At 71.2% G+C, this 14,258-nt stretch carries 1 protein-coding gene; it reads right to left on the bottom strand.

Annotated features, from left to right (window positions below):
* Positions 1-14: 14 nt before the first annotated feature.
* The gene (locus OID54_RS33065) at positions 15-14,192 is read right to left on the bottom strand and encodes a type I polyketide synthase (protein WP_329025622.1); all 14,178 of its coding nucleotides are present in this window, start codon (positions 14,190-14,192) and stop codon (positions 15-17) included.
* Positions 14,193-14,258 lie beyond the last annotated feature (66 nt).

Here is a 14,258-nt window from a genome sequence, read left to right as displayed (position 1 = left end):
GTGCCAGCTCTCTCTCAGGCCGTACCGAAGTTGTTGTCGAGCAGGGCGAACAGTTCGTCCGCCGTCGCCGTCGCGGCGACGTCCACCGGTTCGGGCGGGGGACCCGTGCCGTTGGTCGGCGTGGCGCGCAGCCCCCAACCGCGCAGGAGTTCGTTCAGTCGGTCGCCGACCTCGTCGGCGCCCGCTGTTCCGGGTGGAACCGCCGCGAGGATCGCCGCCAGCCGGTCGAGTTCGGCCAGCACCGGCGAGAGCGGTTCGGGCGCGACGGACAGCTCCGCCTCCAGGTGGTCGGCGAGGGCTTCGGGTGTCGGATGGTCGAAGACGGCCGTGGGGGGGACGGGCAGTCCGGTGGCCTCGCACAGCCGGTTCCTGAACCGGACCGCGAGCATCGAGTCAAAGCCGACCTCGGAGAAGGAGCGCTCCGGTCGGACCGGACCGGCTCCGGTGTGACCGAGTACCGCCGCCGCATGGCCGATGACCAGGTCGAGGACGGCCTGGCGGCGTCCCTGCCGGTCCAACGGCGCCAACCGCGCGGCCAGTAGCGAGGCGGGGGTGGCCTCGTCGTCCGGTGCCTTCTCTGCGCCTTCATCGGAATCTGCCGTCGATGCCTCAGCGACGGCGGAAGCGCCGCTCCGGCCCGGTGTGGGCAGCCAGTACCGCTCGCGCTGGAAGGGGTAGGTCGGCAAGAGGACCGGCTCCGTGCCCGGCGGCCCGGGCGGCGCCGTCCAGGCCGGCCAGTCCACCGGGCCGCCGCCACTCGCCCATGCCTCGGTCAGCGACGCCAGCAGTCGGTCCCGGCCGCCGTCGTCACGCCGTAGCGTGCCGACTGCCGACACCTGCCGTCCCGCCTCCTCGGCCACCGCCTCGATCCCGGCGAGCAACACCGGATGCGGGCTGACCTCGACGAACAGGGTGTGGCCCGTTTCCAGCAGGGTGCGGGTCGCTCCCAGGAAGTCGACCGGTTCGCGAAGGTTCCGGTACCAGTAGTCGGCGTCCAGCGACTCCCCGGCGATGGGTTTCCCCGTCACCGTCGAGTAGAGCGGGACCGCCGAGGCCCGTGGACGTATCCCGCCGAGCGCGCCGCGCAGCGCGTCCTCGATCTGGGCGACCTGGGCCGAGTGGGCCGCGTAGTTCACCGGGATCGTCCTGGCCCGCAGGCCCTCCCGGTCGCACGCCGCAAGCAGGGCGGCCAACTCCTGCGGCTCTCCGGCCACGACCACGGCGTCGGGGCCGTTCACGGCGGCGACGCAGATGTTTCCGTCGTCGGGCAGCAGCGCGTCGGTCCGTTCGGCGGAAGCGGCGACCGACACCATGCCTCCGCTGCCGGCCAACCGCAGCAGGGCCCGGCTGCGCAACGCCACCACCAGCGCGGCGTCGTCCAGCGAAAGAGCTCCGGCCACGCAGGCGGCGGCGATCTCGCCCTGACTGTGCCCGACGACCGCGTCCGGTGTGACCCCGGCGCTGCGCCAGTGTGCCGCCAGCGCGACCATCACCGCGAAGAGCACCGGCTGGACGACGTCCACCCGATCGAGCGACGGTGCCCCGGGGGCGCCGCGCAGCACCTCCGTCAGGGACCAGTCGGTGTGCGGGGCCAGGGCGCGCTCACAGGCGGCGACCGCGTCAGCGAACGCCTCCGATGTGCCGAGCGCTTCGGCCGCCATGCCGATCCACTGCGAGCCCTGGCCGGGGAAGACGAACGCCGTACGGCCGCCGCGTACCCGGTCCTGCACCGCGTTCGGCGCGGGTTCTCCGGTACCGAGCGCGTCCAACCAGGTGAGGAGCCCTTCCCGGTCGCGGCCGATCGCAGCCGCGCGGCAGGGGAGAGCGGGGCGGGTGACGGCGAGCGCGCGGGCCAACTCGGCGGGCCCCTGGGCGGGGTTGGCCCGCACATGCTCGCCCAGCCGCCGTGCCTGGCGTCGCAGCGCCGCGGGGGTTCGGGCGGAGAGCAGCCATGGCACCGCCGCTTCAAGCGCTGCGGACGGTACGTCGGATGTGTCGACGGGAGCCGTCCTGGAGCCGGCGTCAGGTGCAGCCTCCAGGATCGCGTGGGCGTTGGTGCCGCTCATCCCGAACGCGGAGACTCCGGCCCTACGCGGTCGGTCCTCCTCCGGGGCGTCCCAGGGGCGGGCCTCAGCGAGCAGTCGGACCGCGCCCGCCGACCAGTCCACCCGGCTCGACGCCTCCTGCGCGTGCAGTGTCCGAGGGAGCACTCCGTGCCGTAGGGCCATCACCGTCTTGATGACGCCGGCGACCCCCGCGGCGGCCTGGGTGTGGCCGATGTTGGACTTCAGCGACCCCAACCACAGCGGCCTGTCCTCCGGCCGGTCCTGTCCATAGGTGGCCAGCAGTGCCTGTGCCTCGATCGGGTCACCGAGCACCGTGCCGGTGCCATGGGCTTCGACCAGGTCGACGTCGGCGCCGGACACCCCGGCCGTGGCGAGCGCGGTCCTGATCACCCGCTGCTGCGCCGGGCCGCTGGGCGCGGTCAGACCGTTGCTGGCGCCGTCCTGGTTCACCGCTGTACCGCGTACGAGGGCCAGCACCGGGTGACCCAGTCGCTGAGCGTCGGAGAGCCGCTCGACGAGGAGCACGCCCACCCCTTCGCCCCAGCCCGTACCATTCGCGGCCTCGGCGAAGGACCGGCAGCGGCCGTCGGGTGACAGGCCCTGTTGACGGCTGAACTCGACGAAGACGTCCGGGCTCGCCATCACCGCGGCACCGCCGACCAGGGCGAACGAGCAGTCCCCCGAGCGCAGCGCCTGGCCTGCCAGGTGCAGTGCCACCAGGGAGGACGAACAGGCGGTCTCCACGGTGACGGCGGGGCCGCCGAGTCCGAGGGTGTAGGCGATGCGGCCGGAGGCGACGCTGGTCACGGTGCCGCTCAGCAGGTGCCCTTCGACATCGGCGGACGGGTCCTGCGGACCGGTGCCGTACCCCTGGCCCGCGACGCCGACGTAGACACCGCCTTCGCTGCCGCGGACCGAGGCAGGATCGAGTCCGGCCCGTTCCAGTACCTCCCAGCCGGCCTCAAGGAGCAGCCGCTGCTGCGGGTCCATCGCCAGCGCCTCGCGCGGCGAGATCCCGAAGAACTCCGCATCGAACTCGGCGGCTCCGTCCAGGAATCCGCCTCCGGTGGTGTAGAAGGTGCCCGGGTGGAGGGGGTCCGGGTCGTAGAGCGTGTCCATCGGCCAGCCCCGGTCGGTCGGCAGCTCCGCGACCGCGTCCACTCCGTCGGCCACGAGTTGCCACAGGTCCTCAGGCGAGCGGACGCCGCCTGGGAAGCGGCAGGCCATGGAGACGATCGCGAGCGGTTCGTCAGCCGCCGTGGGAGCGGGGGCGAATACGGTCGAGTGGTCGGCGATGTCGTGCGGGGCGCTCAGCCCGGCGAAGAGGTGTTCGCCGAGAGCGGCGGCGGTCGGGTGGTCGAACACGGAAGTGAGCGTGAGCGGCAGGCCGGTGGCAGCGACCAGTCGGTTGCGCAGTTCGACGGCGGTGAGTGAGTCGAAGCCCACCTCGCGGAACGGACGGTCGGATGTGAAGCCGTCGGCAGACTCATGGCCGAGCACATCGGCCGCCTCGCTTCTGACCAGTTCCCGCAACAGCTTCCGGCCTTCGCTGTCGGGGAGCTGCGCCAGTCTGCGCCGCCACGATGGGTCGCCGCCCGTCCCCAGGTCGGATGCGTCGGCGGCGTCAACCGTCCCTGAGTCGCCGTCCGCTGTTGCTTCTGGCAGCCCGCGCAGCAGGGCACTGTGCCGTACCGACCCGAACGTGGGCGCGAAGCGGCTCCAGTCCACGTCGGCGACCACCGGTTCGCCTTCGTCCAGTTCCAGCGCGAGGCCGAGCGCGGCGAGCGCGGACTCGGGGGCCATCGGCACGAGTCCGTGGCGGCGCAGACCTTCGCCGACCCCGCCGTCCGCCATGCCCGCGCCTGACCAGGGACCCCAGGCCACCGATGTCGCCGCCAGGCCCCGGCCGCGCCGCGCCGCCGCCAGCCCGTCCAGGTAGGCGTTCGCCGCCGCGTACGCTCCCTGGCCGCCGCTGCCCCAGGTGGCTGAGATCGAGGAGAACAGCACGAAGGCGTCCAACTCGCGGTCCTCGAAGAGGGCGTCGAGATGCGCCGCGCCACGCGCCTTGGCGGCCGTCCGCTCGAACAGTTCCTCCAGGGTGCAGTCCGCGAGCGCGGTGTCCGTGGTGAGTCCTGCGGTGTGCACCACCGCCCGTACCGTGTCGTGCTCGTCGTGCAGCCCCGTCAAGACTCGTTCCAGCGCCGAGCGGTCGGTGACGTCGCAGGCGAGCACCGTGCTTCGGGCCCCGAGTGCGGCCAGGGCCGCGACCAGTTCGGAGGCTCCCGGCGCCTCGGGTCCACTCCGGCTCAGCAGGACCAGGTGTTCCGCGCCGCGCTCCGCCAGCCAGCGCGCCACCTGGGCGCCGAGACCACCGGTGCCTCCCGTGACCAGCACCGTGCCGCGCGGCGTCCAGGGTGTCCCCGAGGAGACATCGGACGCCGGTGCGCGGACGAGCCGGCGTCCCAGCAGCCCCGGCGGACGCACCGCCACCTGATCCTCGCCGTCCAATCCGGCCAGCACCGCGCACAGCCCGTCCAGCGCCGAACCGTCCAACAGTTCCGGCAGGTCGACCAGGCCGCCCCAACGCTGCGGGTGCTCCAGCGCCGCCACCCGCCCGAGGCCCCAGATCTGGGCCTGGGCCGGGTAGGTGACCGGATCGGCCGCGCCGCTCGACACGGCTCCGCGGGTGACGCACCACAGCGGTGCAGTGGTCCCGCTGTCGCCCAGTGCCTGGAGGAGTGACAACGTCCCTGTCAGGGAGGCGTCGAGCGTGCCCAGGCGAGGGTGAGGTCCCTCGGCCAGGCCCAGCAACGAGAGGACGCCCGTGAGCCCGTCGAACTCCGCAAGCTGCTTGACCAGTTCACCGCGTCCGGTGGCGGCCCCGACCCGGGTCATCACGACGTCGGCGCCATGCCCGGCGAGGGCCTGCTCACAGGCGAGGGCAGTGTCCTCACCGTCGTGCCCGTCCGGGGTGACCACAAGCCACCGTCCGGGGAGTCGGGTCGACGCAGATGCGGTGAGCGGCTGCCAGTCGATCCGGTAGCGGAGGTCGGTGGGGGCCCCGGACCTCTGACGGGAGACAGCGGCGGGGGTGGTCCCGGGCCAGAAGCGGCGGCGCTGGAAGGCGTAGGTGGGGAGGTCGACCCTGTGGACGGCGGCGCCGCTCCAGCTCGTGGACCAGTCCACTGGGACGCCGCGCAGGTGCAGTGAGGCGAGCGCTGTGCGGACCGCGTCCGCTTCGGGGCGGCCGTCGCGCAGGAGCGGTATCGTCCCGCAGTCGTCCGGGTCCGGAAGGCAGGCGTGCACCATTGCGGACAGCACACCGCCGGGGCCGAGTTCCAGGAATGTGGTCGCGCCCTCGGTGCGCAGCCGTCGGGCGCCCTCCAGGAAGCGCACGGTGCCACGGACATGGCGCACCCAGTAGTCCGGCGAGCGGAGTTCATCCGCCGTGGCGGTCCGCCCGGTCAGGTTGGAGACGACCGCGACCCTGGGCGCGTGGTAGGTCAGGCCCTCGGCGACCTGCCGGAACTCGTCGAGCATCCCCTCCATCCGGGCGGAGTGGAAGGCATGGCTCACGCTCAGCGCCCGGGTGCGTCGGCCGAGGGACCGGAACACCTCGGCCAGGCGCTGCACCGCATCACCGTCGCCGGACAGCACCACGGAGGTGGGACCGTTGATGGCGGCGATGTCCACCGCTGTCGGGCCATCGTCAGCCCCGGCAGCGGCCTGGTCGTCGAGGAGCGCCTGCCGTGCTTCCGCCTCGGTCGCCTCCACAGCGACCATCGCCCCGCCGCCGGGCAGCGCGTCCATCAGTCGCCCGCGGGCGGCCACCAGCGCGCAGGTGTCGTGGAGGTCCAGAACGCCGGCCGCATGTGCGGCGGCGAGTTCACCGATCGAGTGCCCCATCAGCAGGTCGGGCCGTACGCCCCAGTGCTGGACCAGCCGGAACAACGCCGTTTCCAGGGCGAACAGCGCGGGCTGGGTGTAGCGGGTGCGTTCGAGCAGTTCCGCCTCGGAGGTTCCCGTCTCGGCGAACAGGATGTCGCGCAGCGGCTGGTCGAGATGCGGGTCCAGTTCGGTGAGCACCTCGTCGAGGGCGTCGGCGAACACGGGGTCGTCGCGGTAGAGCTCCGCGCCGGTTCCCGCCCGCTGGCTGCCCTGCCCCGGGAAGAGGAAGGCCGTCCGACCGGGTCGCCCGATGTCGCCGACGAGTACCTTGCTCGATCTTCTGCCCTGTGCCAGCGCGGTGAGGGAGCGCCGTACGGACGCCGGGTCCGGTGCCAGGACGACGGCGCGGTGTTCGAGCGAGGCGCGTCCCGTGGCCAGCGAGTAGGCCACGTCGGCCAGTTCGACCGCCGGGTCGGCTTCGAGCCGGTCGCGCAGTCGTGCGGCCTGAGCCCGCAACGACTCCGAGGTCCTGGCCGAGAGCAGCAGCGGCGCGAGCGCACCGGTACGTCGAGTGGGGGTGATGGGGGTCACGGAGGGCACGGTCGCGGCCGCGGATTCCTGTTCGACGATGACATGCGCATTGGTCCCGCTGATGCCGAACGACGACACTCCGGCCCGGCGCGGTCCATCGCTCTGCGGCCAGGGGGTTCGCTCGGTGAGCAGTCGGACCTCGCCGCCGGACCAGTCGACGTGCGGGTTCGGCGCGCCGACGTGGAGGCTGCCCGGCAACTCGCCGTGCCGGATCGCCAGCACCATCTTCATCACCCCGGCCACGCCGGCCGCCGCCTGGGTGTGACCGATGTTCGACTTCACGGAGCCGAGCCACAACGGGCGGTCCGCCGAACGCTCCGGTCCATGGACGGCTTGGAGCGCCTGCGCTTCGATGGGGTCGCCGAGTCTCGTGCCGGTGCCGTGGGCCTCGACTGCGTCGATCTGGTCGGCGCGCAGCGCCGCGTCGGCCAGGGCTGCCCTGATGACCTGCTGCTGGGACGGGCCGTTGGGTGCGGTCAGACCGTTGCTGGCACCATCCTGGTTCACCGCGGTGCCACTGATCAGTGCAAGCACGGGATGGCCGTGGCGCAGGGCATCGGAGTGGCGCTCCAGCAGGAGCACTCCGGCGCCCTCCCCCCAGCCCGTCCCGTCCGCGTCCGCGGAGAATGCCTTGCACCGTCCGTCGGCGGCGAGCCCGCGCTGGCGGCTGAACTCGACGAAGAGCTTCGGGGTGCTCATCACCGTCACCCCGCCCGTGAGGGCCTGCTCGCAGTCGCCGCGCCGCAGTGCCTGGACGGCGAGGTGCAGGGCGACCAGCGAGGACGAGCAAGCGGTGTCCAGCGTGAGCGAGGGACCCTGGAGACCCAGGACGTAGGACAGCCGCCCGGACAGTACGCTGGCCGTGTTCCCGGTGAGCAGATGCCCCTCGGAGACTCCCTCGGCCCCGTCCAACAGGGCGGGGTAGTCCTGACCGTTGGTGCCGATGTAGACGCCGATCTGACGACCCTTCAGCGCATTCGGATCCTGGCCGGCGCCCTCGACCGCTTCCCAGGCGGTCTCAAGCAGCAGCCGCTGCTGCGGATCCATCGCCAACGCCTCACGTGGCGAGATACCGAAGAAGTCGGCGTCGAACTCGGCCGCGTCGTGGAGGAAGCCGCCCTGTCTGGTGTAGGTGGTTCCGGTCCGGTCGGGGTCCGGGTCGTACAGGCCCTCGGTGTCCCAGCCCCGGTTCGGCGGCCAGTCGCCCACGGCGTCAATGCCCTCCGCCAGGAGGCGCCAGAAGTCCTCGGGCTTCTCGACCCCACCGGGGAAGCGGCAGCCCATGCCGATGATCGCGATCGGCTCGTTGCGGCCGGGCTCCGCCAACCGGGCGGCATCGGCGGGTACCGCACTCTCGGTTGCGGTGTCCGGGAGACGCAGTTCCCTGAGCAGCCGGTCGGCGAGCGCCGACGGCGTGGGATGGTCGAACAGTACGGTGGCGGGCAGCTTGAGTCCGGTGGCGCCGGCGAGCCGGTTGCGCAGTTCCACAGCCGTCAGCGAGTCGAAGCCGAGTGTGGAGAACGCCTTCTCCGGCAGCACCGCCTCAACGCCGGGGTGGCGCAGAACCGTCGCCGCGTGGATGCGCACCAGCTCGGTGAGGGTCCCGATCCGATCCTCATGACGGGGCAGGGCAGCCACCTGCTGCCGCAGCGCCTGGGCGTCGTCAGCCTTCTGCGACGACGGCGCGGCGGCGAGCGGGACCGCCGCCGCCACGGTCGACTCCGGTACTCCCTCCAGCAGGGCGGACCGTACTCCCATGCCTGTGGCGAAGCGTCGCCAGTCGACATCGGCCACCAGGACCAGTGCGTCGTCCTCCGCGAGGGCACGACCGATCGCGGTGACCGCCGACTCGGGTTCCATCACCGGCATGCCGAAGTCCCGCAGACGCTCGGCGACACCGTCCGCCAGCATTCCGCGCCCGGCCCAAGCGCCCCAGGCCAGGGCCGCGCCGGGGAGCCCTGCTGCTCGGCGTGCGGCGATGAGGGCGTCGACGGCGGCGTTAGCAGCCGCGTAGTTGCCCTGGCCGGCGCTGCCGATGACGCCCATCACCGACGAGAACACCACGAAGGCCGAGAGGTCGAGGCCCTCGGTGACCTCGTGGAGGTTCTGCGCGGCGGTCAGTTTGGCGCGCAGCGAGAAGGCGAGCCGCGCGGGGTCCAGGGCATCGAGCACACCGTCGTCCAGGACGCCCGCCGCATGGACGACGGCGGTGAGCGGGTACTCCGTCGGAATGTCCGCGACCAGCGCCTCCAGCGCGGCCCGGTCAGCGACGTCGCAGGCGGCGAGGGCCACCTCGACTCCCAGCGCCGTCAGTTCCGTCCGCAGTTCGTCCGCACCGGGTGCGTGTGCACCGCGACGGCTGACCAGAAGCAGCCGCTGCGCCCCTTGGCCGGCGAGCCAACGCGCCGTGTGCGAGCCGACCCCGCCGGTGCCCCCGGTGATGAGGACCGTCCCTCGCCGGCGCCAATTCCACGACCCCGGGGCGGCCGAGCCGTCGGTACGGGCATTCGCTGAGGCTGGGGCAGGTCGAAGGCGGCGCCCGTGGACCCCTGTCGACCGCACGGCAAGCTGCTCCTCCTCGGCGAGGGCGCCCGCGAGCACTGCGCACAACCGGCGGGCGGCCCGCGTGTCCAACGCCTCCGGTACGTCGACCAGACCGCCCCAGCGGTGCGGGTGCTCCAGGGCCAGCGTCCGCCCCAGAGCGGCGGAGGCCGCCTGACCGACATGTCCGGGCCGTTCCGAGCCGCCCAGGACCGCTGTTCCCGTCGTCAACATCCAAAGGGGGGCGTCGATCCCGGCGTCTTCCAGCGCCTGGATCAGCGCAAGGGTCAGCGCCGGGCCGCCGGGGAGATCGGGGTGCTCGGGGTGGGGACGCTCCTCCCAGGACAGCAGCGACAGCACTCCGGCGATCGGCTGCTCCCCCGCGACCTCTCCGAGCAGCGCGGTCAGTTGCTCGCGGGTCGCTCCCTGATCGGCAACAGCACACCGAAGGAGGTCGACTCCGATGTCGCTGAGAGCGTCCAGGACGGCCGCTGAGGCGTCGCCCTCGGTGCATAGGGCGAGCCAACGGCCGTCGAGACCGTCGGCCAACACGGTCGACCGCGGCGACCAGGCGACGTGGTAGCGCCAGGAGTCCGCACGCCTTGCACGGGTTCTGTCGGAGCGCCAGGTAGCCAGGGCGGGCAGGACTTCGTCCAGTGCGTCCCGCCGAACGCCCAGGGCCTCGGCCAACTGAGCGGGGTCCTGTCGTTCCAGGTCGTCCCAACGGTCCTCGGTGGCGGGGGAAGTCGGGACGGGGGCGGGGGGCATCAGCCAGTAGTGCTGGTGTTGGAAGGGGTAGGTGGGAAGCTCGACGTGTTGGGCGCCGGTCCCCGCGAACGCTCCGGACCAGTCCACCGAAAGACCGCTCTCCCACGCCTGCCCCACAGAGAGCAGGAGCCGTTCCAGACCGCCCTCACCCCGCCGCAGTGTCCCCAACACCACCGCATCCACCCCAGCAGCCTCCACCGACTCCCCCACAGCCACCGACAACACCGGATGCGGACTCGGCTCAATGAAGAACCGAAAACCCTCCTCCAACAACCCCCGCGTCGCCTGCTCAAACTCCACCGTCTGACGCAAATTCCGGTACCAATACTCCGCATCCAACGAAGCCGTATCCAACCAACCACCCGTCACCGTCGAAAAGAACGGCACCGAACCCGACACCGGAGCGATACCCGCCAGATCAGCAAGAATCTGCTCCCGCACCTCCTCCACATGCGCCGAATGCGAGGCGTAATCCACCTCGATCAAACGCGCCCGCACCCCCTCACGAACCAACCCCTCCACCAACTCCACCACCGCATCCACATCACCCGACACCACCGTCGACAACGGACCATTCACCGCCGCCACCGACAACCGACCACCCCACCCCACAAGACGACCCCGCACCACACCCACCGACAACGACACCGACGCCATACCACCCCGACCCGCCAACACCCCCACCGCACGACTCCGCAACACCACCACCCGCGCACCATCCTCCAACGACAAACCACCCGCCACACACGCAGCCGCAATCTCCCCCTGCGAATGACCCACCACCCCATCCACCACCACACCAAACGACCGCCACACCTCCGCCAACGACACCATCACCGCCCACAACACCGGCTGCACCACCTCCACCCCACCCAACAAACCACCCGAACGCAAAACCCCCGACAACGACCACCCCACCAACGACCCCAACACCCGCTCACACTCAGCCATCCGCGACGCAAACACCACCGACTCATCCAACAACACCCCAGCCATCCCCACCCACTGCGACCCCTGCCCCGGAAACACCAACACCGAACGACCAGACACCACCCCACCACCACACACCAACCCCGACGCCGAACCACCAGCAGCCAGAGCCCTCACCCCATCAAGCATCCGATCCACGTCATCCCCCACCACCACCGCCCGACGCTCAAAAGCCGAACGCGTAGTAGCCAAAGCACAGCCAACCTCCCCCAAACCCAACCCAGAACCGGAACCCAAATACCCCAACAACCGCACCGCCTGATCCCGCAAAGCCTCATCGGAACGCCCCGACAATGGCCACACCACCATCCCGGGCCCCGGCACATCCACCAGGTCGGCCGGCCCATCGACCGGCGCCGACTCCACAATCACATGTGCATTCGTGCCACTGATACCGAAGGAGGACACTCCGGCCCGGCGTGGACGGCCCGTGTCATCCCATGCCCGGGCCTCCGTCAGCAACCGACCTGCCCCGGCCGACCAGTCCACATTCGGCGTGGGACCATCCACATGCAACGTCTTCGGCATCACCTGGTGCTGCAACGCCAGTACCGACTTGATCACACCGCCCACACCGGCAGCCGCCTGAGTGTGGCCGATGTTCGACTTCAACGACCCGATCCACACCGGATGTTCCGCCGAACGACCCTGTCCGTACGTCGCCAACAGCGCCTGCGCCTCGATCGGGTCGCCGAGCCTCGTACCGGTGCCGTGCGCCTCCACCACATCCACATCCGACGCCACCAAACCCGCATCCGCCAACGCCGCCCGGATCACCCGCTGCTGCGACGGACCATTCGGCGCGGAGAGACCGTTGCTCGCACCATCCTGATTCACCGCCGAACCACGCACCACCGCCAACACCGGATGCCCAAGACGCCGCGCATCCGAGAGACGTTCCAGCAGCAACATCCCCACGCCCTCGGCCAGACCGAAGCCGTCGGCCGCTGCGGCGAAGGCTTTGCAGCGGCCGTCCGGTGCTAGGCCGCCCTGCTGGCTGAATTCCACCAGCATGCCGACCGTCGACATCACAGTCACACCACCGGCGAGCGCCATGGAGCACTCGCCCGACCGCAGCGCCCGCACCGCCAGATGCAGCGCCACCAACGACGAGGAACACGCCGTGTCCACGGTCAGCGCCGCACCCTCCAGGCCCAGGGTGTAGGCAAGCCGGCCCGACGCGACGCTTCCCGTGTTGCCGGTCAGCAGGTGGCCGCCGGCTTCAGCGCCCTGTTCGAGGCGGGGTCCGTAGTCCATGGTCATCGCACCGACGAACACCCCTGTTCGGCTTCGCCGCAGGGTGGCTGGGTCGATCCCGGCCCGCTCCAACACTTCCCAGGTCGTCTCAAGGAGCAGCCGTTGCTGCGGATCCATCGCCAACGCCTCACGCGGCGAGATCCCGAAGAACTCCGCATCGAAGAGGCCGGCGTCATCGAGGGAACCTGCCTCGCGTTGGTAGAACCGGCCCGGAGTCCCGGGCTCGGGATCGTACCGGCCATCGGTGTCCCAACCGCGGTTCGTGGGGAGCGCGGAGACTGCGTCGGCTCCGGTCGACACCAACTCCCAGAGCGCATCCGGGCTGCTGACCCCGCCCGGGTAGCGGCATCCCATCCCGACGATCACCACGGGGTCGTCGTCCTCAGCCCGCATCGGCAGGGCCGTGTCAGCCTCGCTGTCGGACCCGTCTCCGACGAGCTCGCGCCGGAGGTACTCGACCAGTGCCTCCGGGGTCGGGCGGTCGAAGACCACCGTCGCCGGGATCCGCAGCTTCATCACCGCGCCGAGGCGGTTGCGCAGCTCCACCGCAGTGACGGAGTCGAATCCCAGGGCCAGGAAGGTCAGGTCCTTGGGCACCGGGTCGGTCCGCCCGGTCAGAGTCGCGATCTCCCGCCCCACCAGACGCAGCAGGAAGGCGCGCTGCTCCGACACCGTCATCCCGGCCAGCTCGGCACGGAACTCGACGCCGTCGCCGCCCTCTCCTTCACCGCCACCCAGCTGGGCCACGCCCGCCGGGTCGAGCTCGATCAGGAGCGACGGCGGCAGTTCCACGACGCGGGTGTCCTGCCCTGCGAACAGCACCTCCCGATCCGGTGCCACACCCTGCACATAGAGTTCCCCGAGCGAGGTGAGGAAGCGGCCCGGGCCGCCCTGGTCCCGGCGCAGCGTCCCCAGTACGGCTGCCTCCGATCCGCTCTCCTCCACGCAGTCCACCAGGGCCGAAGTCAGCACGGTGTGCGGGCTGACCTCAAGCAGTACGCCGTAGCCGTCCCGCAGCAGGGATTCTGCCGCCTGCTGGAATCTGACCGTGCTGCGCAGATTGCGGCACCAGTAGTCAGCGTCCAACACCGGAACGTTCAGCGGTTCGCCGGTCAGTGCCGAGTAGTACGGCAGCTGAGGTGTGAGCGGTTGGATCGGCGCGAGGTCGGACCGGAGCCGGGGGATGATCTCGTCGATGTGGGGGGAATGCGCAGCAAGCCCCACCGCGATCTTCCGTGCGTGCATTCCGGCCGTGGCCAGTTCGGCGAGGAGTTGGGCCGCGGCGTCAGAATCACCCGAGACGATCACGGACCTGGGGCCGTTCAGCGCGGCGACGACGAGGCGGCCTTCCCAGCGTTGCAACCGTGGTTCCACCTCATGGACAGGGGCCATGACGGAGATCATGTCCCCCCGCCCGGCCAGCGTCGCCTGGGCCTGACTCCATAGGGCCACCACCCGCGCCGAGTCGTCCAGGGACAGCGCCCCGGAGACCGCGGCAGCGGTGACCTCACCAACGCTGTGCCCGAGGACCGCCTCGGGTTCCACCCCGTGGGACCGCCACAGTTCAGCCAGCGACACCGTCACGGCGAACAGCACGGGTTGCACCACATCGGCCCGGTCTGGTCCAGGGCCGCCCGCCGCTCCGGGGTCGCGGAGCGCATCCGTCAACGACCAGTCGATGAAGGGTTCCAGAGCCTGGGCGCACTCGTCCATCCGCTGCCGGAACGCCGGGGAGGCGTCCAACAGGTCCACCGCCATGCGGGGCCACTGCGCTCCCTGCCCGGGGAAGACGAATGCGACGCGTCGATGTGACCTGGCCACCGGCCCCTCCACCAGGCCGGGCATGCCCCTGCCGTCGGCGAGGGCATCCAACCGCTCCAGGAATCCGTCACGGCCCTCAGCCACCAGCGCCGCACGTCGACTGCCCGAGGAGGCGGTGCGGGCGAGGGCGAGTGCGACGTCCTCCGGTCGCCAGTCGTCACGACCGGCGAGGCTGTCACGCAGGGCGCGGGCTCTGGCTGCCAGCGAGTCCCTGCCGCTACCGGCCAACGTCCACAGCAAGGGTGATCCCGTACCGGTTGAGTGCGCCATCGTGTCTCTGGACTCCTTCACGGCGAGCAGGACCATCAGTCACCGGACCTGCGCAGAACGCCCCGC

Source organism: Streptomyces sp. NBC_00690, assembly GCF_036226685.1.
Classification (GTDB): Bacteria; Actinomycetota; Actinomycetes; order Streptomycetales; family Streptomycetaceae; genus Streptomyces.
This window is presented reverse-complemented; position numbering and strand designations above follow the sequence as displayed.